We start from the raw sequence: 23275 nt of genomic DNA on the forward strand, positions 1-23275 counted from the left end.
TCATGAGTGTTGTTGTTTACGCGCCGGCGTCTATCGGCAACGTGAGTGTTGGGTTTGATGTTTTAGGGGCAGCAGTCTCTCCAATTGATGGCTCTCTACTCGGTGATCGTGTCATGGTCGCGGATGGCGGAAATGTGCCATTCACTCTCCATTGTGTTGGCAGCTTTGTTGATAAGCTGCCAGCGGATCAAGAAGAAAACATCGTTTATCAAAGCTACCTTGTTTTCTGTCGTGAGATGGAAAAGCGTGGCGAGCCTGTTCGCAACATCGTCATGACGCTGGAAAAGAATATGCCGATTGGATCCGGTTTGGGTTCAAGTGCATGTTCTATTGTGGCGGCATTGGATGCGATCAATAAATTCCATGATGAAGCGCTCGATGAAACCACGCTTCTTGCTCTGATGGGTGAGATGGAAGCGGCAATTTCAGGCAGTTTGCACTACGACAACGTCGCGCCGTGTTACTTGGGTGGCTTGCAACTGATGGTCGAGCAGATGGGCATCATTAGTCAGCAAGTGCCTTGCTTTGATGAATGGTATTGGGTGATGGCGTATCCCGGCATTAAAGTGCCTACCGCCGAAGCACGAGCCATTTTACCCGCGCAATATCGTCGCCAGGATGTGATTAATCACGGTCGTCATCTGGCAGGCTTTATCCATGGCTGTTACTCTGGTCAGCCGCAATTGGCAGCGAGTATGATCAAAGATGTGGTGGCTGAACCGTATCGCGAAAAATTGCTGCCGGGTTTTGCGGATGCAAGACGTTATGCACAAGAAGCTGGCGCGCTAGCAACCGGCATCTCTGGTTCTGGCCCGACGCTGTTCAGTATTACCGATGACAAAGAGGTTGCTGAGCGTGTCGCCAAGTGGTTGCAAGACCACTATGTTCAAAATGAAGAAGGATTTGTCCACATCTGTCGATTGGATGTGAAGGGATCGACAGTGACAGGAAGTGAACTATGAAGCTTTACAATATCAAGGAAAACGACGAGCAGGTCTCATTCGGACAGGCTGTAAAACAAGGGCTTGGCCGTAATCAAGGCTTGTTCTTCCCAAGTGAATTACCAAAATTTGATGACATTGATGCGCTGCTAGACAAAGACTTTGTCACACGTAGCAGTGAAATCTTGTCAGCGCTTATCGGCGATGAACTAACGCCAGACACTGTGCGCAGCATGGTCGAAAACGCGTTTCAGTTCCCTGCGTCCGTTGAAAAAGTCACTGACACCGTTAGCGCGTTGGAGCTGTTCCATGGCCCTACGCTGGCGTTCAAAGACTTTGGCGGCCGTTTTATGGCGCAATCACTCGCGGCTGTTTCTGACGGTGGCAAAGTGACTATTCTGACGGCCACGTCCGGTGACACAGGAGCGGCAGTTGCCCATGCATTTTTTGGCATGGAAAACATCAAAGTGGTTATCTTGTACCCGAAAGGCAAGATCAGCCCGCTGCAGGAAAAACTGTTCTGTACCCTAGGTGGTAATATCCACACCGTGGCAATCAACGGCACGTTTGATGATTGTCAGGCCATGGTAAAAGATGCGTTTGACGATGCAGAGCTTCGCGCTGCTATTGGCCTTAACTCAGCAAACTCAATCAATATCAGCCGTTTGATGGCACAGATTTGTTACTACTTCGAAGCGGCATCACAGCTGACGAAAGCGCAGCGCGAGAACCTCGTGGTTGCCGTACCAAGTGGTAACTTCGGTAACCTCACTGCAGGTTTGCTGGCGAAAGCGATTGGCTTGCCAATTAAACGCTTTATTGCCGCGACCAACGTAAATGATACCGTGCCACGTTACCTAAAAACGGGTGAATGGACGCCAACACCAACTATCGCCACGTTGTCTAACGCCATGGATGTGAGCCAGCCAAACAACTGGCCGCGTATCGAAGAGCTATGTCAGTTGCAAGGCTGGGGCTTGAATGAGTTGGGTTCAGCGGCGGTAACCGATGAAGAAACGGCAGAAACGTTGAAAGCGATGTTTGATGCGGGTTATCTGTGTGAGCCACATGGTGCTATCGCATACCGTGCGTTGAACGAGCAACTGCAAGATGGCGAGCATGGCCTGTTCCTTTGTACGGCACACCCTGCGAAATTCAAAGAGTCGGTGGATGAGATCTTGGGGCTAGACATTCCGTTGCCGGGTCCTTTGGCGAAACATGCCGTGATGGATTTGTTGTCAGTGGAGCAAGATGCAGAATTTGCACAGCTTCGCGCATACCTGATGAAGGTAGCTGGCTGATAAGCCTTTGCTGAAAAATAAAAAACCGGCCAATTGGCCGGTTTTTTCATTCTAGCGATTTGTATATAGAAGTATCTATTACAGAGAGCTAGTGAAAGTACGTGCGATAACGTCGCGTTGCTGCTCAGTGGTCAGCGAGTTAAAGCGAACAGCATAACCTGATACACGAATCGTCAACTGTGGGTACTTTTCTGGGTGCTTAGCAGCATCTTCCAGTGTTTCACGCTTCAGGACGTTAACGTTCAGGTGTTGGCCACCTTCAATTTTCGCTGGTACTTCAATCGCGATATCGCGGCTTTCGTACTCACCCAGATCGGCGGCTGGGATAACTTGGTCTGCTTCGAAGCCTGCTTTAGCAGCGATGCAACGTGCTTCATTGGTCTCGCTGTTCAGCAGCCAGATAGAATTCAGTAGGTCGTCGTTAGCGGCTGTCGTGATTTGAATACCAGTGATCATATTCTTTCCCCTTGATAGGCTTGGTGGTTTTAATTTTCCATCATTTGATGAGCTGGGTACTTGTATACCTTACTATCCGTAAGGTTATTTTGATTTTAGTCAAAATACAATCAAAATATGCCCAATTGTCGCCTTTGATTTCTTGCGCTTAATCAATAAAAACTTAATTATCTGTATTTAAAACAATTCGGTAACAAGCTAAAGATTGGCCAAAAATTACATTTGTAATTTTATTACTACATTTTGATGGGCGGTTTGCGGTAAATGTTCTGCTTTTATCTTGGATTAAGTAACTTAAACTGTTGTCAGTTACTATACCCAAGCAACCGCAAGATGCTTGTTTGGGTATAAACAAAGTGAGAAATGTTATGAAATTTATTGGAGCGCATGTTTCGGCTGCAGGAGGGGTAGATAAAGCACCCATGAATGCTGCTGAAATTGGCGCTAACGCGTTCGCGGTGTTTACCAAGAATCAACGTCAATGGCAGGCAAAACCGTTAGAGGCCTCGACCGTCGCAGCGTTTAAGGCGAAATGCCAAGCATTGGGCTTTGTGCCCGAAGCAATTCTTCCCCATGACTCGTACTTGATTAATCTGGGTGCGCCAGAAGAAGACAAGCTGATTAAATCTCGCGATGCCTTTATCGACGAAATGGAACGCTGCCAAACCCTCGGTCTGCCTTTGCTTAATTTTCATCCGGGTAGTCATCTGAAAAAAATCAGCGAAGAAGCGTGCCTATCGTTGATTGCTGAATCCATTAACCTTGCCCATGACGCGGTGCCAAATGTGGTTGCTGTTATTGAAAACACCGCAGGGCAGGGAACCAACATGGGTTGGTCGTTTGAGCAACTCGCTTCGATCATCTCGCAGGTGAGTGACAAATCTCGAGTGGGTGTCTGCATCGATACCTGCCATGCCTTTGCTGCAGGGTATGATCTGCGAACACACAGTGCTGCCGAGGCGACATTTGCGGAGTTCGATCGTTTAGTGGGGGTTGATTATCTGCGTGCAATGCACTTGAACGATTCGAAAACGCCGCTTGGTGGTCGCGTGGATCGTCATCAGGCGCTGGGAGATGGTGAAATTGGCCTACCGTGTTTCGAGGTGATCATGCAAGATCAGCGCTTCAACGGGATACCGCTTATTTTGGAAACCATAAAGCCAGAGCGTTGGGCAGATGAAATACGCTTGTTACGTCAGTTTGAGGCTGCGGCAACAGCGCCTGTTGCTATGTAGCGACGGTATAGCACGCTTAGGTTCGTAAATTCACACACGCGAGGTCAGCATGACGCAGTCAGTCACTTGGGATGACGTTATTGGTCAGGAAAAAGAACAAGAGTATCTAAAACAAACGTTGGATACGGTCGCACAGGCGCGAGCACAGGGGAAAGTGATTTACCCACCCCAAGAAGATGTCTTCAATGCTTTTCGTTTCACTGAGTTTGCTGATGTCAGTGTGGTGATTTTGGGGCAAGACCCTTATCACGGGCCTAATCAAGCGCATGGCCTGTGCTTTTCTGTCCTCCCGGGCATTAAAACACCGCCGTCTTTGGTGAATATGTATAAAGAGCTAGAACAAGATATTGAAGGCTTTACCGTCCCTGATCACGGCTATTTGAAAAGTTGGGCGGATCAAGGGGTACTGCTCTTGAATACCGTGCTCACGGTGGAACAAGGTAATGCGAATTCGCACGCGCACTTGGGATGGGAGACCTTCACGGATCGCATCATTGATGCTGTGAATCAGCATCGAGAGGGTGTGGTCTTCTTGTTGTGGGGAGCACATGCACGCAAAAAAGGGAGAGCGATTGATCGCACTCGTCACCATGTGCTTGAAGGGCCTCACCCGTCACCACTGTCAGCTTATCGTGGATTCTTTGGCTGTAAGCATTTTTCTGCCACCAACACTTTACTGGAAGAGATGGGTAAATCTCCGATTAACTGGCAACCTTCTCTTGATAACTGATAACTGATAGCTGATAGCGAAAGCACAACAATATTGCCCGCATTCGTGAAACGGATCGCGGGCTATTTTTTTTGCTCAATCCGCGCCAGACATTAACTGAACAAAAAATGACCATGCGCAAGTTCTCATTACTCGGGAGGTTTAGACTGAAAGGGTCGAGTGAATGAAGAAAGGAGGCGCTATGTTAGTAGCAAGCATTCATAGAGATCACAGTAACATAAGCCGATTGCTTAGATTACTTACCCAAAACTTGGGAGCTATTCGTGATGAGAAGCCTGTGAACTTTGGGCAGATCCGCGACACGGTAATGTATTTGCAGGAGTATGCGGAAAAATACCATCACCCGAAAGAAGATCTGATCTACCACTATTATGTCTCGCATTATGACGATCACGAAGGTGTTGCAAAGCTGGATGCTGAGCACGAGGAATTGGCAGTACTCACAGCGGAATTCGCTGACACGGTTGAAATGATATTGATGGATGCCGTCATCCCGCTCGATCTGTTCGCGGACAGACTCAACAAGTTTGTTGAGCAGCAGCGCAGTCATTTGGAGTTGGAAGAAAGTTCTGTGTTGCCAGCCATTGAGAAAACGCTGACGACGGATGACTGGAACTCTTTGCAATCGCAATGGGAGGAAGAGGAGCAAGATCCGCTGTTTGGTGAGCAAGTGGCGGTGCGCTTTAAAGAGTTGGCTGCCGCGCTATAAATATCTCATCAACACCGTTATTCAAAGACAATAAAAAGGCACCGAGTGGGTGCCTTTTTCACGATTCCGTCTAGCGCACAATCCTGTGCGTGGGAGGGTTAGAAACCAAATGGGTATTCAGCCTAAAGCTCAAACTCGCTGCTGCTGAAGTCGCCGAGCATATCAATATCTTGAAGCTCTCTACGCAGGCGCTGTTGGTCTTTCAGCGCTTCAATCTCTCTCCATTTCCGTTTAGCTTGTTTAGTGCGTCCACCACGTTGTGGTCGTTCTTGTTCGAAAATGTTGTCAAAGGCAAAGCTATCCATAAATTCACCTCGTTATCCCTAGCGGTTACTCATTAAGTATCAAACCTTTCATAAAATAAAATTGAAGTGTTTCTCATTTGTTACACCTCGGTGAAGTTTTCATGAGAGGTCAATCACTATTATAAGTGCGTTGTACAAAATGCGCGCAGTTGCAGTGCGTTAGTGTGCTTTGGCATCGGTTATTGCAAGCGGTTGCGAGGAATGCGCGAAAAGTCCTGTCATAGCAACAGACTTGCACCACAGACAAAACAGTCACAGTGTGAGAACACGAGAAACAGAGGCGTTATTTTCTTGGGGAAATGTTTCGTTTATGTTGATAGAATGCATATTTATTGACTTCTCAACATCTTGTGACGCAATAAATATCACACTGATGTGTGTTTGAGTTCATATTGATTTTTAGGTTGGCAACCTTCATCATCTCGCCTCAAATAGCGGGAACCCTCCGCAATACCAAGACACAAACAACACTTTTTTGGAGTTTTGAACCCTTTTCTTGTTCAAAAGCTCCTCATCTATTTCGACCGACGCGAGCATGTTCTAGTGTTTGTTGGTTGTTTCAAATCGCACGCTCCAATACGGAGACTTAGTCGCTGCGAGAATGTTTATGCGTAAAGAGAGGTAGGCGTGGTAAGTCTGATTAATTTTTTGAACGATCTCATCTGGGGATCGGTGCTCATCTATCTACTTATCGGTGGCGGGATCTTTTTTACATTGCGTCTTGGCTTCATCCAGATCCGTCATTTTGGCCATATGTTTAAGGTGATGAAGAATAGCCGCAAGTCAGATAGCGAAGGTATTTCCTCCTTCCAAGCACTTTGTACTAGCCTCGCAGCCCGTGTGGGTACGGGTAACATGGCTGGTGTGGCTGTTGCGCTAACGCTAGGTGGCCCTGGTGCTATTTTCTGGATGTGGCTAATTGCCATATTGGGCATGGCGACAGCGTTTGCTGAGAGTACGTTGGCGCAGCTTTACAAAACCCGTGATGATGACGGGAACTTCCGAGGCGGCCCTGCTTACTATATGGAAAAAGGGCTGGGTATGCGTTGGATGGGCGTCGTCTTCTCCATCTTGCTTATCGTGGCTTTTGGTCTGGTATTTAACTCTGTTCAAGCTAACTCAATCACGCAAGCCGCCTACGTTGCCTTTGGTTTCGACCCACTTTATGTAGGGATTGCACTGGTTCTGATGTCTGCGTTTGTCATCTTCGGTGGCATTCGCAAAATTGCCCGCACGGCGGAATTGATTGTGCCTGTGATGGCGACGCTCTACTTGCTGTTGGCCTTCTACATCATGCTGACCAACCTAGAGAAAGTACCCGACGTGTTCGCGTTGATTTTCCGCAGTGCATTTGGGTTAGAAGAAGCGGCATCAGGCGCATTGGGTTACACCATTGCGCAAGGCATGGTGCAGGGCATTAAACGTGGTTTGTTCTCAAATGAAGCGGGCATGGGCTCAGCGCCGAATGCTGCGGCCAGTGCCACACCGTATCCTCCTCATCCTGCATCACAGGGCTATGTTCAGATGCTGGGCGTGTTTGTCGATACCATCGTGATTTGTACCGCGACAGTCGCCATTATCTTAATGTCAGGCGAATACATGCCGGGCAGTGAGATCACGGGTATTGAACTGACGCAGCGTGCATTGTCGAGTGAAGTGGGCGCGTGGGGAGAGATTTTTGTGGCCGTCGCCATTTTCTTCTTCGCGTTTACCTCGATTATTGCTAATTACTCTTACGCAGAAACGAACCTGATTTTTCTGGAGCACAACCACAAGGCGGGCTTGAATGTCTTCCGCATGATTGTGCTTGGCATGGTGATGTTTGGTGCGATGGCTGAATTGCCTGTGGTGTGGATCATGGCCGACACCTCCATGGGGCTAATGGCGATTGTCAACATGGTGGCGATTTTGCTGCTGTCCGGCACGGTCGTGAAATTGGCTAAGGATTATAATCAGCAACTCGATAGTGGAAAAGTACCGACCTTCAATAGCCGGCATCACCCAGAAATGCTCACTCAAATTGAGCCGGGCGTGTGGGGTAAACCGAACGAGAACGTATCGGAAAGCCTATCCTCTAAGGGCTGATTGATTCGGTTTCACCAATGACTATGATTGGAAAAAGCCATGCGGCATCGCGTGGCTTTTTTTGTGCCTAATGGTACTCTTTCGTTAATAACAGTTTGAAGGGAATAACATTATGTTGATTGTGGTCTCTCCAGCCAAAACCTTGGATTACCAATCACCACTGGCGACGGAGCGTTTCACGCAGCCCGCGTTGATCGAGCATTCACAACAACTGATTGAAGTGTGTCGTCAACTAACGCCGGCTGATATCGGCAGTTTGATGAAGGTGAGCGATAAAATTGCAGGCCTCAATGCCGCGCGCTTTTCAGAATGGTCACCGACATTCACCCCAGACAATGCGCGTCCTGCCATTTTGGCGTTTAAAGGGGATGTGTATACCGGCCTTGAAGCCGAAACCCTGAGTGACGAAGACTTTAGTTGGTCGCAAGATCATCTGCGGATGCTTTCGGGCCTGTATGGTTTGCTGAGACCATTGGACTTGATGCAGCCTTATCGCCTTGAAATGGGCACTAAGCTTGCGAACGAGCGTGGGAGTAACCTCTATCAGTTCTGGGGTGACATCATCACAGGTGAGCTTAACGGGGCTCTGGCAGCACAAAACGATACTCTATTAGTAAACTTGGCATCGAACGAATACTTCAAGTCGGTGAAGCCTGCCAAGTTGAAAGGGCAGATCATTACACCTGTTTTCAAAGATCGTAAAAACGGTCAGTACAAAGTGATCAGCTTTTACGCCAAGAAAGCGCGCGGCATGATGGCGCGTTATATCATCGACAACCGTATTGATTCTGTTGAAGGCCTGAAGGCGTTCGATATAGCGGGTTACTGGTTCAGCGCAGAAGAATCTAACGACAAAGAGTTGGTGTTCAAACGCGAAGAGCAGTAGCGCTTTTGATGTCGATGTGAGGCAATAAAAAAGGTTAGCTTTCGCTAACCTTTTTCGTTTTGTCTGCTGTCTTTACGTCTAGATTACGCCGTGGGATTTACAGGTTTACCTGAAACACTTTCCGCTTCGTTATCTTGGGTTCGACGTGCCAGACGTTGTTCCCAGTAATCGGCATTTTTGATACCCAGCTTAACAGGATCGAACGTGTACTCTTCCACCCCGTCTTTTTGCTGGCGCTCGTAATCGCGAAGTGCGACCAGAGCAGGTCTGCCTAGGAAGAAGATAATTAATAGACCTGTGATGTTCAGCCATGCCATCAAGCCTACGCCAACGTCACCCATTGCCCAAGCAAGGTTTGCCGTTTTGACGGTGCCATAGAAGACTGCCGACATCAGAACCAACTTCAGCACAAACATCATGCCCGATACGTTGAAGGTACGACGGATGTACGCGATGTTAGTTTCTGCAATGTAGTAGTACGCCAAAATGGTGGTGAAGGCGAAGAAGAACAAAGCAACAGCAATGAAGGGTTTGCCCCAGTCAGGCATGGTGCTTTCAATGGCCATTTGCGTGTACACAGGACCATTCGCGGCAATATCCGCAGCAATGTTCTGAACGATGAAGGCTTCGCCTGCGCCGTGCACGTTGTATGCGCCAGTGATCAAAATCATAAACGCCGTTGCTGAACATACCAGCAGGGTATCAATGTAAATTGAGAACGATTGCACCAAACCTTGTTGTGCTGGGTGTTGCACGTTAGCGGCAGCGGCAGCATGAGGACCCGTGCCTTGACCTGCTTCGTTCGAGTAAACCCCGCGCTTAACACCCCAACCGATGGCTGCACCAAAGCCTGCCATTGGCGTGAAGGCATCACCCACGATCATCGCAATGATGCCCGGGATTTCAGTGATGTTCAGCAAAATGATGACGAACGCGATGATGATGTAAGCCAGTGCCATGAACGGCACAACCACTTGGGTAAAGTTTGCAATTCGCTTAACGCCACCAAAAATGATGAAACCAAGCAGGATAGAGATGATGGCACCTGTGATGATTTTGGCTGTGCTAAATGTGCCCAGTGCCGTTTCAATCATCTCTCCAGGACCAAACGCGGCTTCCATTGCGTTACCGATACTGTTTGATTGAACGCCTGGCAGCAATACGCCACATGCGAAGATAGTTGCGATAGCAAAGATCCATGCATACCACTTCTGACCCATGGCTTTTTCTATGTAGTAAGCCGGACCACCACGGAACTCTCCGTTGTCTTCTTCTTTGTAGATTTGCGCCAGTGTTGATTCGGTGTATGCCGTTGCAGCGCCTAGGAACGCGACGACCCACATCCAGAAGATGGCACCTGGACCACCAAAGCCGATAGCTGCGGCCACACCTGCAATGTTACCGGTACCGACTCGACCCGACAGTGAAACGGCGAGTGCTTGAAATGATGAAATGCCCTTGTCAGAACTTTTGCCAGAAAACAGTAGGCGGGTCATTTCTTTGAATTGACGAACTTGCACAAAACGCGTCGCGATGGAGTAAAACAGACCTGCACCTAAACATAGGTATATAAGGACTGGACTCCAGATGATGCTGTTTAAAAAATCAACAACAGATTGCATTATAAGATCCCTTTAATGAAAAATATTGAACAGGTTAATTGTTATCCAGAGGCAGGATAATCTCAAAAAGAGCTGTATTGTTAACATTTTGTGTTAATAATGTGGCGCTTTGTGAGCCCGATCTTCAGCCTGTATTCCCTTGGCTGATTAGCATTTTTTGCTGCGAGTGATCGCAAGGAACAAAAAAAGGAGGCTTTCAGCCTCCTTTTTTAACGTTATTAGGATGTAAAATCTATTTATTTACGATTTATCCGTTGTTTTCGCTGCTTTTTTCGCCACTTTCTTTGCTACTTTTTTAGCTTTAGCTTTTAAGACCTTCTTCGGTGCTTTGACTTTTTTCTTCTTGAAGGCAGGCTTTTTATGCGACGGCTTCAAACCTTCGATATGGCGCTCTTTGACGTCTTCATTCATGTAACGACAAATACGATCCATCATGGCTTGATCGTGTGCTTCGACCAGCGAAACGGCATTCCCTTTTTTACCCGCGCGCGCAGTACGACCGATACGGTGCAAGTACACATCCGCTTTGCGTGGTAAATCAAAGTTAATGACGTGGCTGATGTTTGGTACATCGATACCGCGCGCGGCAACATCTGTTGCGAGCAGGAAGTTGATCTCACCGCTTGAGAATCGCTCAATCGCATTGGTGCGTTTGGCTTGTGCCATTTCACCTTGGATCCACGCACAGCTTATCTTCTGTCTGGTCAGTTCTTCGCGAAGGGCAGCAAGACGCTCACGGGTTTTCACAAAGATGATCGCACGGTTGGCTTGATCTGCCAGAATGGACTTCAACAATGCGTATTTGTGGTTCATGTCATCACAGCGGTAATACCACTGGGTGATTTTTTTGCGTTCGCGGCGAGGCGGCTCTGCGGTCACTTCGACAGGATCGGTCAGCAGCGTCTCTTTAAAGCCCTGAATGCCTTTGCCTTCGAGCGTTGCTGAGAACAGCATACTTTGCTTACGCCAGCGACATTCATTTGACAGACGCTCAACGGCAGGGCCAAAGCCCATGTCTAGCATGCGGTCGGCTTCATCGAGCACCAAGCTTTCAATGGCGCGGCAATCAAAGCGTTCGCCTTCTACATATTCCATCAAGCGACCTGGTGTTGCCACCACGATATCTTGTGTTTTACCCAGAATTTCGGCGTGTTCTTGATAAGAAATACCACCCGTAATGGTGATAATTTTTAAATCTGTGTTTTTCGCCAGCGCACGTGCTTGGTCTGCGACTTGGATCGCCAACTCACGAGTTGGAGTGAGGATCAGTGCGCGTGCAGGGCCTGGGTCTTGGCGCGGGAAGTCCAGTAAGTGCTGCAACAAAGGCAGCACAAATGCTGCGGTTTTACCTGTTCCGGTTGGCGCAGACGCCAATACATCACGGCCATCCATACCATGAGGGATCACGTCAGCCTGGATAGCGGTTGGTCGCTCGAAGCCAATGTCATCCAGCGCCATTAGCAGTTTAGGATCCAGTTCTAGTTCTGCAAAAGTTCGCACGCGTTGTTTCTCCACTCAAAGTTAGGGGGCGGATTATATACCCAAACATCCTCAAGATGCATCGTTCAACGAGATTAACTGACATAGATAGTTAAGATAATTTCAAGTGCGGCCATCACATCTTGAGGTAAAAATCTTTTGTTAGTGCCACAAAGTCGTCTGAATACGCGCCATCCTCTTGGATCACCAGCGTGGTTTGCAGGCATTTTTCCTGCTCTATAGGCGAAAAGGTGATGAGTTTTCGGCTCACTGGTTTAGTCGATGTGGGCTTTACCGACGTTACCCTTTGGCAATACAGACCGTAATGAATCGCTTTCGTGATCAATTGTTCGGCTTCCACTGAGGGTAAGATCAAATGCGCATGCCCGTTCGGGAAAAGGTGCGTTTTTATCACTTTTAATAAGCTGTCATGAGAAAGCGTGTCGGTATGACGCGCCATCGCTCGCTTCGAATCTGTCGCTTGTTCCCCGGAGTTGAAGTAGGGCGGATTGCAGATAATGGTGTCGAATTTGACCGCGTCCTGCCATTGCGTAATGTCTTGGTGCATGACAATGATGCGTTTGTTCCAAGCAGATTGTTCTGCATTGAGACGCGCGCTCTCTACGGCTTGTTGATCAATGTCGAGGGCGGTGATGTGGGCGTGAGGAAATCGTTGCGCCATCATCAAAGACAGTAAACCTGTTCCCGTCCCAATATCTAACACGTTGTCGCGATTTTCGGCGTCAGCCCAGGCGCCAAGCAGCACGCCATCAGTACTCACTGGCATGCCACAGCCGGCGTTATCAATCGAAAACTGTTTGAATTGAAAGCCTTTACTCACTTTATCTCCGCCACGTGATTATCTTAAATTGCTCAAAAAATAGATGATAATGTTGCTGTGTTGTTGCTTTTTTTGTGTGCCATATTCTTTTGATAGTTTTGATTAATTATCAATTATTGGCATTTAATACTTAATTTTTATTATAAATTGAATTAATAGCCTGATTTTTACTGCCCTATTGTCTGCATGGTGAAACTTCGTCATTATCCTGTCTACACGGTAAAGCTCAGTAAAAAAAACCAAAAGGCTAACCGATTGATTACACGTATTGGCAAATACACATCTGCAAACACACATAGGTAGTAAATAGTGAAAGAGAGTTTAAAGGTTAGCGACATACTCGCGCTAGGTTTTATGACCTTTGCGTTTTTCCTCGGGGCAGGCAATATCATTTTCCCACCGCAAGCAGGCTTTCTTGCTGGTGATCATACTTTTTCTGCCATGCTGGGCTTTTTGACCACGGCAGTGGGCTTGCCTCTTATCGGTATTATTGCCGTCGCTGTTGCTGGTGGTGGTTGGAAAGGCTTAACGCGTGATCTTCCAACGTCAGTAGCAACACTGATGGCTGTGCTGATTTTCATCATCATTGGTCCTGCATTTGCGGCGCCTCGTGCGGGCCTCGTTGCCTATGAAATGGGCTTTAAGCCGTTTTTGACCGATGCAGGTCAGTGGGAACTATCATTGTTCTCTGTGGTGTTCTTCGCCGTTGCAATGTTCTTCTCTCTGTCTCAAGGCAAACTGATTGATACCATTGGTAAACTACTGACACCGGCATTGTTTGCGGCATTGGTGGTTCTGGCGATTGCTGTTGTGGTTAATCCGCAGGGCGATATAGCACCAGCGCAAGGCGCGTATGTTGATCAAGCATTCGCAACGGGTTTCCTCGAAGGCTACAACACCATGGATACCTTCGCGGCACTGATGTTCGGTATGCTGATTGTTGATGTGATCCGTAAGAAAGGCATCACGTCTGACACAAAAACCTGCAAATACCTGATTTATGCTGGCGTGATTGCCGCGACAGGCTTGGCGTTTGTTTATGTTTCTCTGTTCTATCTCGGCGCGACAGCAACGGGTGTGGCAGCAGGAGCGGCGAATGGCGGTGCGATTCTGTCGGCGTATGTGATGGCGTTGTTTGGCCCTGCCGGTCAAATCATTTTGTCTGCGATTATCATTCTGGCGTGTTTAACCACGGTCATTGGTTTGGTGTCAGCATGTGCGGATTACTTCAGCACTTTAGTGAAAGTCTCTTATCGTCAATGGGTTGTGATTTTGTCAGTGGCGTGTGCCATTGTGGCAAACGTTGGTTTGACCCAATTGATTGCGATTTCAGTGCCTGTATTGTTTGCACTGTACCCTGTTGCGATTGCGTTGATTGCGCTGACCTTCCTGCGCCGTTTCATGCCTAATCCTGCACTGGCTTACCGAGTGGTATTGGGTGTGTCACTGGTATTTGCATTGTTGGATGCGGCGAAAGTGGCGGGTATGGATATGTCTTTGCTTAAAGCGCTACCATTGTTTAACTTTGGTATGGCATGGCTGTTGCCAACCGTGATTGCGACAGTGGCTGTTCGTTTTGCACCCGCACCGAAAGGCGAGTCGTCTCACGCCTAAGTGATGTGATGTATACGTTGAAGCGTTAGTTTTCAGCGTCAAAAAAACCACCGCATGCGGTGGTTTTTTTATGCCGAAAAGAGGACGGTGATTGGGCGCTAAAATTAAAGCAAGGCTTGGTATTCGGTGAGCACTTGTTCACACCAAGTGGCGATGCGCTCATCACTTAATTCGTATTGACTGTCTTCATCTAGCGCTAGGCCGACAAAGTGCTTTCCATCCTCGGTCAGGGCTTTGGATGCGTCAAAGGTGTAGCCTTCAACAGGCCAGTAGCCAACGAAATTCAGTCCGGTTGGGAGCAATTGATCGTGAAGCAAACCCATGGCGTCAAGGTACCATTCTGCGTAGCCTTCTTGGTCGCCCAAGCCAAACAGTGCCACGGTTTTTCCTTGAAGTTTAAGCCCTTCAAGCTGGTCCCAAACCGCTTCCCAGTCTTCTTGCAGTTCACCAAAATCCCACGTGGAAATGCCCAGTAACAGGAGATCGTACTGGTTCATATCGCTCACGGGGGCGTCTTTGATGTTGTGAACGTCCACTAACTCGTCACCCAAAATATCACGGATCTTTTCCGCGGCCATTTCGGTGTAACACGTCGTCGAGCCGTAGAACAAACCTATCTTCATGCCTATTTCCTGCTGTTGCGCTTGGCGCGATTTTACCTGTCACGGGGCGGCTTCTCTACCCCAGAGTTTACTCATCGCGCTATCTTTGCTGAACAAATACTCGTGAAACACCTTAAAACACGGGCTACGCTTGCATTCATAGTAAACTGAGGTAGTTTGAAGAAAGCAAAATTGCGTCGTTAAGTGAGTGAATCGTGGAACAAAATACCAGTTTGGTTGAGCAGTTTTTAGATGCGATGTGGATGGAGCGAGGGCTGTCAGAAAACACCTTGATTTCCTATCGCAATGATTTAATGAAGCTGTGCCATTGGTTATCGCAAGATAATGTGCAGCTAACAACGGTCACGACCCCCACTTTGCAGGATTATCAGCACTGGCTATTTGATCAAGATTTTAAGCAGACGAGCCGCGCTCGTATGTTGTCCGCCATGCGTCGCTTGTTCCAATATCTTTATCGTGAAAAGCAGCGTGAAGACGATCCCTCCGCCACCTTGATCAGCCCCAAGTTGCCGAAACGCTTACCAAAAGATCTCTCCGAAGAACAGGTGGACGCTTTGCTGGATGCGCCTAATACGGACGATATGCTGGAACTGCGCGACAAAGCCATGATGGAACTGCTGTATGCGACGGGACTACGTGTCACTGAATTGATCAGTTTGACCACGGAAAACGTCAGCTTGCGACAAGGCGTTGTGCGAGTGATCGGTAAAGGTGGCAAGGAGCGCATGGTGCCAATGGGGGAATCGGCCATTGATTGGCTAGAACACTATCTTGCTCATTCCCGACAAGGATTGCTGGGAGAGAAAACGTCCGATGTGTTTTTCCCTAGTCGTCGCGGGCGAATGATGACCCGACAGACTTTCTGGCACCGTATTAAGTTTTATGCCGCGTTGGCAAGCATTGATAGCGAACTGCTATCGCCGCACGTATTACGCCATGCATTTGCGACGCATTTACTCAATCACGGTGCTGATTTACGAGTGGTGCAGATGTTGCTCGGGCATAGCGACTTGTCGACCACTCAGATCTATACGCATGTGGCGACTGAGCGATTAAAACAATTGCACCAAGAGCATCATCCTCGGGCATAATAGTATATTTAACCGTGGTCATAAGGCGGCTGTTAAAATGGCTTGGACGGTTTTAAAACAGTGGGTGGAAAAAATATTTTTGCCTATTCAGGGATTTTTTTCTGGTTTTCCGGTCTGAAAGAGTAATGGTATGCCTGCGTCTTGTGGGCCTTTGTAGATAAATGGGATAAAAACACGATGAATTTCAAACAACTGCTTGCGGGTGTCATGCTCTCTTCAGCCTTGTTTTCTTTTGGTGCTCAGGCAGTAGAAGGGGCGGATAAAGCTGCCATTTCTGATGTGTTAGCACAATATCGACTTAATATTGAAAGCATTGAAGCGTCGCCTGTTGAGGGGCTTTTTGAAGTGATCACGAATGGTGGTGTGGTTTACGCCAACAAAGACGGTTCTTACTTTATTTACGGTCAATTGTTCCACACCAACGAAAAAGAATCGATCAACCTCACCGAGATTGCTCAGGCTAAACGCAACAAAAAACTGTTTGATGCCGCAGGCGTTGAGAAAGAGTTGATCGTGTACCCAGCAAAAAATGAAAAGCATATCGTGAATGTATATACCGATACGACGTGCGGCTATTGCATGAAGCTGCACCGTGAGATGCAAGACTATAACGATCTCGGCATTACTGTTCGTTACTTGGCGTTTCCTCGTTCTGGTGAGCGTTCACCAAATATGGAACAAATGAGTGCGATTTGGTGTGCAGATGACAGAGCTGTCGCAATGAATGCAGCGAAAGCAGGCGATTTTAATAAAGAAACAGATGCATGTAATGATTTGGTTCGTCGTCACATGGCGCTCGGCACCTCGATGGGTGTGAGCGGCACGCCAGCGATTATGCTGCAAGATGGCACCATGCTATCAGGTTACTTGCCAGCACCTAAGTTGCTAGAAGTGCTTCAGCAAAAAGGCTAAACCTCCGTTTCCCCAAAAAGGCGCAGGCGACAGTCTGCGCCTTTTTGCGTTCTAAGCCCGAGTAAACTGCCCGTGAGGCTTTCGCTTTACCCCCATCTCGTTACAATGAGTTCCTCAATCCGCATTCTTACAGTCGTCGGTGTATACACCGCCACAGACAGGTCTTGTTCCCATGATTGAAATCAAACGTCGCCAATCCACACCTGATGCAGAATTTCCTGCCTCAATGCCACCTTTACTTCAACGTATTTACGCCAACCGCGGGATCACCAGTGAAGGCGAGCTAGAACGCAGCGCAAAAGGGCTTCACAGCTTCAGCGAATTGTATGGCATTGAGAAAGCCGTACAATTGCTGGCAGATGCGATGGCGCAAGGGCGACGCATTATTGTGGTGGGGGATTTTGATGCTGATGGTGCCACGAGTTCTGCACTATCAGTGACCGCGTTTCGTATGATGGGCTGTCACAACGTTGATTACTTGGTGCCGAACCGATTTGATGATGGATATGGCCTAAGCCCAGACGTGGTCGCGCAAGCGGCGGCAAAAGGCGCGGAACTTATCATGACCGTGGATAACGGTGTGTCATCGATTGAAGGCGTTGCCGCTGCAAAAGAACGTGGCATTCAGGTCGTCGTGACTGATCACCACTTGCCAGGCAATGTGTTGCCTGATGCCGATGCCATGGTGAACCCAAATCTTGATGAGTGTGGTTTTCCATCCAAATCGCTCGCGGGTGTTGGCGTGGCGTTTTATCTTATGCTCGCCCTTCGGGCGCACCTTCGTGAAACGGGCTGGTTTGTCGAGCGTCAAATGGCTGAGCCTAATTTGGCCGATCTGCTGGATTTGGTCGCGCTGGGTACGGTGGCGGATGTGGTCGCGCTGGACACCAACAACCGTATTTTGGTGCACCAAGGGCTAATGCGTATACGCGCAGGAAAATGCCGACCGGGTATTCAAGCGCTGATTGAAGTCGCCAATCGCAACATGGCAACGTTGGTGGCGAGCGATTTTGGTTTCGCGCTCGGCCCTCGCATTAACGCGGCAGGGCGTTTGGATGATATGTCTTTCGGTATTGAGCTTTTATTGAGTGAAAGTTTACCTGCTGCACGTCAAATGGCGAGCGAGTTGGACGCGCTGAACCAAAGCCGTAAAGACATTGAACAAGGCATGAAAGAAGAAGCCATGGCTATCTGTGAGCGATTGCAGTTTGGTGAAGATACTCGTCTACCGAGTGGCCTCGCGCTGTTCCAACGCGAGTGGCACCAAGGCGTGATTGGGATTGTCGCTTCGCGCATTAAAGACAAATTCCATCGCCCTGTGATTGCATTTGCCGCCGGTGATGAAGGTGAGGTAAAAGGTTCAGCTCGTTCTATCCAAGGCCTTCACATGCGCGATACCTTGGACTTAATTGATACGCAAAACCCAGGGTTGATTAAAAAATTCGGTGGGCACGCCATGGCGGCGGGCTTAACCATCGCAGAAGCAGACTACGAGCGCTTCTCACGTTTGTTTGATGAAGCGGTACAAAACATCATTAGCGAAGATCAGCTTAAAGGTGTGTTGTTATCTGATGGTGAACTGTTGCCAGAAGAAATCAGCATGGACGTAGCCGAAATACTGCGCGCAGGTGGCCCATGGGGACAAGGCTTCCCTGAGCCATTGTTTGACGGTACGTTCAAATTGCTGCATCAAAAGCTGGTGGGCGGAAAACACCTGAAAATGATGTTAGAACCGGCATTGGGCGGGCAAATGGTGGATGCTATCGCATTTAACGTTGATCTACGTCGCTGGCCTGACCCATCAGTTCAGAAGGTCGAGTTGGCTTATCGGCTTGATGTGAATGAGTTTCGCGGTAACCGAACTGTGCAGCTTATGGTAGAACATGTGGTGGCGGTGTAATAAAAAAGCGGCTCTAGGACGTAGGAAGTGCAGCTCCTACGTTCCATTACCTGTGCTCTCTCTATGCTTTTTCGCGCATTGCTTTTGTTTCTTTCCTTCTTTTTATCTAAATATTCACCTTTGATCCTCATCACACTCTGTATATTCCGTCCGCAATTCTGTAGAATTCGGCGGTTAAAACTCATTCTGAACTTAGATAAGTGACCATGTTTGAAATCAATCCAATCAAAAACCGCCTAGCGGACATTGCCGAACGCGCAAATGTCCTTAGGGGGTATCTTTGACTATGACGCCAAGAAAGAACGTCTAGAAGAAGTTAATGCTGAACTTGAACAACCTGACGTCTGGGCTGAACCTGAGCGTGCTCAAACGCTAGGTCGAGAGCGTGCGTCGCTTGAGGCGGTGGTAGAAACCATCGATCAGCTAGACCAGGGTGGTGGGTACATCAACGATTTGCTGGAATTGGCCGTTGAAGAAAGCGACCAAGACACCTTCGATGAAATTGAACCTGAACTGAGCGACTTAGAAGCCAAGCTAGAAAAGCTTGAATTCCGTCGTATGTTTGCAGGCGACCATGATGGTGCTGATTGCTATATCGACCTGCAAGCAGGATCGGGCGGCACAGAAGCGCAAGATTGGACATCGATGCTATTGCGCATGTACTTGCGCTGGGCAGATTCGAAAGGCTTCAAATCTGAAGTGATTGAAGTGTCAGCAGGTGATGTGGCTGGATTGAAATCAGCGACGGTTCGCGTGAGCGGCGAATACGCTTACGGCTGGCTGCGCACTGAAACAGGTGTTCACCGTTTGGTGCGCAAATCCCCGTTTGACTCAGGCGGTCGTCGTCATACCTCGTTTGCTTCTGCGTTTATTTACCCAGAAGTTGATGACAACATTGAAATCGACATCAATCCTTCTGATCTACGTATTGACGTATACCGTGCTTCGGGCGCAGGCGGTCAGCACGTCAACACCACTGAATCTGCGGTACGTATTACGCACATACCAACGAATACCGTGGTGCAGTGCCAGAATGACCGTAGCCAGCACAAAAACAAAGATCAGGCGATGAAGCAGCTTCGCGCAAAACTGTTTGAGCTCGAAATGCACAAACAGAACGCAGAGAAGCAAGCCAACGAAGATTCGAAATCTGACATCGGGTGGGGCAGTCAAATCCGCTCATACGTGTTGGATGACGCGCGTATTAAAGATCTGCGTACCGGCATTGAAAACCGCAATACTCAAGCGGTGCTTGACGGTGATCTCGACAAATTTATTGAAGCCAGCCTGAAATCTGGTTTGTAATTTTTTAAGTTAATTAAAGGTTCACTATGACTGACCAATTACTAGACGAAAACAAGCTGATTGCGGAGCGTCGTGCCAAGCTGAACCACATTCGTCAAAACTGCAGCGCTAACGGCCACCCGAATGATTTTCGTCGTGAGCACAAAGCTGCAGACCTTCAGGCTGAATTCGGCGAAAAGAGCAAGGAAGAGCTAGAAACACTGGATCATAAAGTCAGCATTGCTGGCCGAGTGATGGCCAAACGTGGACCATTCCTAGCGATTCAAGACGTAAGCGGTCGCATTCAGGCGTACGCAGCAAAAGACGTTCAAAATGAACTAAAAGACAAATACCAAGGTCTGGATATCGGCGATATCATCGGTGTGAAAGGTGCCTTGCACAAATCAGGCAAGGGCGATCTGTACGTGAACATGGAAGAGTTCGAGCTGCTGACGAAAGCGCTGCGTCCTCTTCCTGAAAAGTTCCACGGCTTGACTGACCAAGAGACGCGTTACCGTCAGCGTTACGTTGACCTTATCGTGAACGAAGATTCACGTAATGCGTTTAAAGTACGTTCAAAGCTCATTTCAGCGATTCGCCGCTACATGGAGTCAAAAGACTTTATGGAAGTGGAAACGCCAATGATGCAAGTGATCCCTGGCGGTGCGTCTGCACGTCCATTCATCACTCACCACAACGCACTCGATCAGGAAATGTACCTGCGTATTGCGCCTGAGCTATACCTGAAGCGTTTGGTTGTGGGCGGTTTTGAGCGTGTGTTCGAAATCAACCGTAACTTCCGTAACGAAGGTTTGTCTCCGCGCCACAATCCAGAATTCACCATGATCGAATTCTACATGGCATACGCGGATTACAACGATCTGATAGATCTGACTGAAGACATGCTGCGCACGGTAGCCATCGAGGTGCTTGGTAATTCTGCCATGCCTTACGGCGAGCATACCGTTGAGTTCGGCGGTAAGTATGCGCGTATGACCATGCTAGAGGCGATCAAGCAATACAATCCTGAGCATGAAGCTATCCAAGCATTGGATGAAGAAGGTGTTCAGAATCGTGATCTGATGGTTTCTATTGCGACGTCATTGGAAATCTACGTTGAGAAGTTCTGGACATGTGGTCAGCTGCTTGAAGAAATCTTCGGTGAAACCGCAGAACCTAAGTTGATCCAGCCGACCTTTATCACTGGCTACCCAGCAGACATTTCTCCGCTGGCGCGTCGTAGCGATAGCAATCCATTCTTCACTGATCGTTTTGAGTTCTTCATCGGCGGTCGCGAAGTGGCAAATGGCTTCTCTGAGCTGAATGACGCTGAAGATCAAGATGCGCGCTTTAAAGCACAGGTTGACGCGAAAGAGTCGGGTGATGACGAAGCGATGTTCTACGACGCTGACTACATCACTGCATTGGAACACGGCTTGCCACCAACGGCGGGTCAAGGTATTGGTATTGACCGTTTGGCGATGCTGTTTACCAACACGCACACGATTCGTGACGTGATTTTGTTCCCTGCGATGCGTCCACAGAACCCCAACAAAGCGTAATTGCCTTGGTTGTGAGACGAATTTAAGACGTCTGTGAGACATCAAAACACCGGATTTATCCGGTGTTTTTTTATGCGCTAAATTCCATAAGCAATCGTTTGGCATAGCTCACACTTTTTGCGATCCAAATAACGTTTTTGTTCCGCTTTTGTCCCTCGCCCCCCATGATGCTCGCGTTTTCCCTTGCCGCTGAATGATGATGAAAATGATGCTTAAAAAAACGCTACTTTCTGCCAGTGTCGCGCTTGCGACCATGATGTCGACAACAGCCTTTGCCGCTGAAAATGTTGATTTGCTGATCACTGATGCGACTGTGCTGACAATGAATGCCGATAAAACGGTTTATCAGCAAGGTGTTGTTGCTGTGAAAGGGAATAAGATCGTTGCAGTCGGGGAGGCCTCTCTTGCCGATGACTACAAAGCGAAACGTGTATTAGATGTCGACGGTGACATCGTGATGCCCGGCCTAATCAATACTCATACCCATGCGTCGATGACCGTGTTTCGTTCGCTGGGTGACGATGTGCCTGATCGCTTGCACCGTTACATCTTCCCATTAGAGAAGAAGTTGGTGAGTCGCGACATGGTGCGTATTGGTGCGCAACTGGGTAATGTTGAAATGCTCAAAGGCGGCGTGACCACTTACGCAGACATGTACTACTTTGAAGATGAAGTGGCAAAAACCGTCGATCAAATCGGTATGCGTGCTGTGCTGGGTGAAACCGTGATTAAGTATCCGGTTGCTGATGCTGCGAATGCAGAAGAAGGGATCCAGTACGCGCTTAATTTTATTGAGCAATACAAAGATCACCCACGCATCACCCCTGCGTTTGCACCGCATGCACCCTATACCAACACCACGGAAGTGCTGCAGAAAATCACCAAGCTATCGCTAGAGCATGATGTGCCTGTGATGATCCATCTTGCTGAATCAGACCGTGAAAATGAAGTGATTGCGGAGCGCAGTGGTGGTAAATCGCCAGTTGCCTATATGGCAGACATTGGTGCATTAACGCCAAACTTGGTCGGTGCTCACGTGATCAATGTGGACGACGCTGATATTGCATTGCTGCAAAAATATGATGTGGGTATTGCGCACAATATGAGTGCCAACATCAAATCTGCCAAAGGCGTGTCTCCGGCATTGAAGATGTTTGATGATGGTCTTCGTATTGGGTTAGGAACCGACGGGCCAATGTCTGGCAATACTTTGAGTACGATCGATGAATTCAATCAGGTTGCAAAGGTCCATAAGTTGGTGAACCAAGACCGCGCTGCTATGCCGCCCGTTAAGGTGATTGAAATGGCGACCATTGGCGCGGCACGAGCGCTACATATGGAAGATACGATCGGTTCGCTGGAGATAGGCAAGTTAGCGGATATCATCGTCATTGATACTCAAGCACCAAATATGGTGCCAATGTACAACCCTTACTCCGCATTGGTGTATTCGGCCTATGCGACAAATGTAAAACACGCCATTGTCGATGGTAAGGTTTTAATGCAGAACCGAGACATACTGACCGTAGACGAAGATTCCGTTCGTGAAGAAGCGTTGCTGTTTGCAGACAAAGTGCGTGAAACTGTCATTGCGAGCGGCGAAGAGGTGCGCTAGCACTTTAACTCTTTACTCCCCTGCCTTAACTAAAAGACCGTGTCTCATCGGGGCACGGTTTTGATTTTCCACTGATTCTCTATC

20 protein-coding genes are annotated in these 23275 nt (G+C 48.3%); 14 read left to right on the top strand and 6 right to left on the bottom strand.

Going from position 1 to position 23275, the window contains the following annotated elements; genetic code table 11:
* The first annotated feature begins 2 nt into the window (after window positions 1–2).
* Both thrB and thrC read left to right on the top strand, forming a co-directional pair.
* Window positions 3–962: a homoserine kinase gene (gene thrB, locus A1OO_RS02635; protein WP_016961724.1), complete on the top strand. Its 960-nt coding sequence runs from the start codon at window positions 3–5 to the stop codon at window positions 960–962.
* Entirely contained in the window at window positions 959–2242 is a 1284-nt protein-coding gene (gene thrC, locus A1OO_RS02640) for a threonine synthase (RefSeq protein WP_017004568.1), read from the top strand. Before thrB ends, thrC begins: the two co-directional genes overlap by 4 nt.
* Before the next feature lie 78 nt (window positions 2243–2320).
* Here the strand turns inward: thrC and grcA are convergent, their stop codons facing one another.
* Complete coding sequence (grcA, locus tag A1OO_RS02645; RefSeq protein WP_017004569.1) at window positions 2321–2698, bottom strand: autonomous glycyl radical cofactor GrcA; 378 nt, start codon at window positions 2696–2698, stop codon at window positions 2321–2323.
* Between the two features lie 368 nt (window positions 2699–3066).
* Between grcA and nfo the strand changes: the two genes are divergently transcribed.
* The 3 genes from nfo (at window position 3067) to A1OO_RS02660 (ending at window position 5372) form a co-directional block, all read left to right on the top strand.
* Window positions 3067–3933 carry a deoxyribonuclease IV gene (gene nfo, locus A1OO_RS02650; RefSeq protein WP_017004570.1) on the top strand — a complete coding sequence of 289 codons (867 nt, stop codon included), beginning with the start codon at window positions 3067–3069 and terminating at the stop codon, window positions 3931–3933.
* A gap of 49 nt (window positions 3934–3982) precedes the next feature.
* Window positions 3983–4663 (top strand): uracil-DNA glycosylase, encoded by a 681-nt coding sequence (ung, locus tag A1OO_RS02655; RefSeq protein ID WP_016961719.1) that lies wholly within the window; start codon window positions 3983–3985, stop codon window positions 4661–4663.
* A gap of 181 nt (window positions 4664–4844) precedes the next feature.
* Window positions 4845–5372 carry a hemerythrin domain-containing protein gene (locus A1OO_RS02660; protein WP_016961717.1) on the top strand — a complete coding sequence of 176 codons (528 nt, stop codon included), beginning with the start codon at window positions 4845–4847 and terminating at the stop codon, window positions 5370–5372.
* A gap of 122 nt (window positions 5373–5494) precedes the next feature.
* Here A1OO_RS02660 and A1OO_RS02665 read toward each other — a convergent pair whose 3' ends face one another.
* Window positions 5495–5677, bottom strand: coding sequence for a DUF3545 family protein (locus A1OO_RS02665; RefSeq protein WP_016961715.1), 183 nt, complete (start codon window positions 5675–5677; stop codon window positions 5495–5497).
* Window positions 5678–6304: 627 nt separating this feature from the next.
* On the opposite strand from A1OO_RS02665, the gene A1OO_RS02670 reads away from it, so the two are divergent.
* Both A1OO_RS02670 and yaaA read left to right on the top strand, forming a co-directional pair.
* On the top strand, window positions 6305–7762 hold the full coding sequence (locus A1OO_RS02670) for an alanine/glycine:cation symporter family protein (protein WP_017004571.1): 1458 nt from the start codon (window positions 6305–6307) through the stop codon (window positions 7760–7762).
* Window positions 7763–7874: 112 nt separating this feature from the next.
* Window positions 7875–8648 carry a peroxide stress protein YaaA gene (yaaA, locus tag A1OO_RS02675; RefSeq protein WP_017004572.1) on the top strand — a complete coding sequence of 258 codons (774 nt, stop codon included), beginning with the start codon at window positions 7875–7877 and terminating at the stop codon, window positions 8646–8648.
* 83 nt (window positions 8649–8731) lie between these two features.
* Here yaaA and A1OO_RS02680 read toward each other — a convergent pair whose 3' ends face one another.
* The 3 genes from A1OO_RS02680 to A1OO_RS02690 all read right to left on the bottom strand — a co-directional run bounded on the left by A1OO_RS02680 (window position 8732) and on the right by A1OO_RS02690 (window position 12536).
* Complete coding sequence (locus A1OO_RS02680) at window positions 8732–10270, bottom strand: alanine/glycine:cation symporter family protein (protein WP_017004573.1); 1539 nt, start codon at window positions 10268–10270, stop codon at window positions 8732–8734.
* A 240-nt stretch (window positions 10271–10510) separates the two neighbouring features.
* Window positions 10511–11770 (bottom strand): ATP-dependent RNA helicase SrmB, encoded by a 1260-nt coding sequence (srmB, locus tag A1OO_RS02685; protein WP_017004574.1) that lies wholly within the window; start codon window positions 11768–11770, stop codon window positions 10511–10513.
* 115 nt (window positions 11771–11885) lie between these two features.
* Window positions 11886–12536, bottom strand: a complete 651-nt coding sequence (locus tag A1OO_RS02690) for a tRNA1(Val) (adenine(37)-N6)-methyltransferase (RefSeq protein WP_241819051.1) — start codon at window positions 12534–12536, stop codon at window positions 11886–11888.
* Window positions 12537–12899: 363 nt separating this feature from the next.
* Here A1OO_RS02690 and brnQ point away from each other — a divergent pair, with 363 nt between their 5' ends.
* Window positions 12900–14204 (top strand): branched-chain amino acid transport system II carrier protein, encoded by a 1305-nt coding sequence (brnQ, locus tag A1OO_RS02695; protein WP_026024014.1) that lies wholly within the window; start codon window positions 12900–12902, stop codon window positions 14202–14204.
* Window positions 14205–14308: 104 nt separating this feature from the next.
* Here the strand turns inward: brnQ and fldB are convergent, their stop codons facing one another.
* A complete protein-coding gene (fldB, locus tag A1OO_RS02700; RefSeq protein ID WP_016961708.1) occupies window positions 14309–14827 on the bottom strand; it encodes a flavodoxin FldB in 519 nt (172 codons plus the stop codon).
* Window positions 14828–15021: 194 nt separating this feature from the next.
* On the opposite strand from fldB, the gene xerD reads away from it, so the two are divergent.
* From xerD to A1OO_RS02730, 6 genes are all read left to right on the top strand, one after another.
* On the top strand, window positions 15022–15918 hold the full coding sequence (gene xerD, locus A1OO_RS02705; protein WP_017004577.1) for a site-specific tyrosine recombinase XerD: 897 nt from the start codon (window positions 15022–15024) through the stop codon (window positions 15916–15918).
* Window positions 15919–16095: 177 nt separating this feature from the next.
* Window positions 16096–16830 carry a bifunctional protein-disulfide isomerase/oxidoreductase DsbC gene (dsbC, locus tag A1OO_RS02710; RefSeq protein WP_016961706.1) on the top strand — a complete coding sequence of 245 codons (735 nt, stop codon included), beginning with the start codon at window positions 16096–16098 and terminating at the stop codon, window positions 16828–16830.
* A 172-nt stretch (window positions 16831–17002) separates the two neighbouring features.
* Window positions 17003–18730 carry a single-stranded-DNA-specific exonuclease RecJ gene (gene recJ, locus A1OO_RS02715; protein ID WP_016961705.1) on the top strand — a complete coding sequence of 576 codons (1728 nt, stop codon included), beginning with the start codon at window positions 17003–17005 and terminating at the stop codon, window positions 18728–18730.
* Between the two features lie 206 nt (window positions 18731–18936).
* Window positions 18937–20035, top strand: a protein-coding gene (gene prfB / locus A1OO_RS02720) for a peptide chain release factor 2 (RefSeq protein WP_139128050.1) whose coding sequence is annotated in 2 segments (ribosomal slippage) — window positions 18937–19011 and window positions 19013–20035 — 1098 coding nt in all. Because the reading frame shifts where the segments join, the coding sequence is not laid out codon by codon here.
* 26 nt (window positions 20036–20061) lie between these two features.
* Entirely contained in the window at window positions 20062–21576 is a 1515-nt protein-coding gene (gene lysS / locus A1OO_RS02725; protein WP_017004578.1) for a lysine--tRNA ligase, read from the top strand.
* Window positions 21577–21781: 205 nt separating this feature from the next.
* Entirely contained in the window at window positions 21782–23191 is a 1410-nt protein-coding gene (locus A1OO_RS02730) for an amidohydrolase (RefSeq protein WP_017004579.1), read from the top strand.
* Window positions 23192–23275: the final 84 nt, after the last annotated feature.

The sequence above is a fragment of the Enterovibrio norvegicus FF-33 genome (genome assembly GCF_000286835.2).
Lineage (GTDB): Bacteria > Pseudomonadota > Gammaproteobacteria > Enterobacterales > Vibrionaceae > Enterovibrio > Enterovibrio norvegicus_A.

Excerpts from the sequence above, each read along its gene's own strand:
- thrB (WP_016961724.1), top strand. The coding sequence starts at position 3 with ATGAGTGTTGTTGTTTACGCGCCGGCGTCTATCGGCAACGTGAGTGTT.
- thrC (WP_017004568.1), top strand. The coding sequence starts at position 959 with ATGAAGCTTTACAATATCAAGGAAAACGACGAGCAGGTCTCATTCGGA.
- grcA (WP_017004569.1), bottom strand. The coding sequence starts at position 2,698 with ATGATCACTGGTATTCAAATCACGACAGCCGCTAACGACGACCTACTG.
- nfo (WP_017004570.1), top strand. The coding sequence starts at position 3,067 with ATGAAATTTATTGGAGCGCATGTTTCGGCTGCAGGAGGGGTAGATAAA.
- ung (WP_016961719.1), top strand. The coding sequence starts at position 3,983 with ATGACGCAGTCAGTCACTTGGGATGACGTTATTGGTCAGGAAAAAGAA.
- A1OO_RS02660 (WP_016961717.1), top strand. The coding sequence starts at position 4,845 with ATGTTAGTAGCAAGCATTCATAGAGATCACAGTAACATAAGCCGATTG.
- A1OO_RS02665 (WP_016961715.1), bottom strand. The coding sequence starts at position 5,677 with ATGGATAGCTTTGCCTTTGACAACATTTTCGAACAAGAACGACCACAA.
- yaaA (WP_017004572.1), top strand. The coding sequence starts at position 7,875 with ATGTTGATTGTGGTCTCTCCAGCCAAAACCTTGGATTACCAATCACCA.
- A1OO_RS02680 (WP_017004573.1), bottom strand. The coding sequence starts at position 10,270 with ATGCAATCTGTTGTTGATTTTTTAAACAGCATCATCTGGAGTCCAGTC.
- A1OO_RS02690 (WP_241819051.1), bottom strand. The coding sequence starts at position 12,536 with ATGCCAGTGAGTACTGATGGCGTGCTGCTTGGCGCCTGGGCTGACGCC.
- fldB (WP_016961708.1), bottom strand. The coding sequence starts at position 14,827 with ATGAAGATAGGTTTGTTCTACGGCTCGACGACGTGTTACACCGAAATG.
- dsbC (WP_016961706.1), top strand. The coding sequence starts at position 16,096 with ATGAATTTCAAACAACTGCTTGCGGGTGTCATGCTCTCTTCAGCCTTG.
- recJ (WP_016961705.1), top strand. The coding sequence starts at position 17,003 with ATGATTGAAATCAAACGTCGCCAATCCACACCTGATGCAGAATTTCCT.
- lysS (WP_017004578.1), top strand. The coding sequence starts at position 20,062 with ATGACTGACCAATTACTAGACGAAAACAAGCTGATTGCGGAGCGTCGT.
- A1OO_RS02730 (WP_017004579.1), top strand. The coding sequence starts at position 21,782 with ATGATGCTTAAAAAAACGCTACTTTCTGCCAGTGTCGCGCTTGCGACC.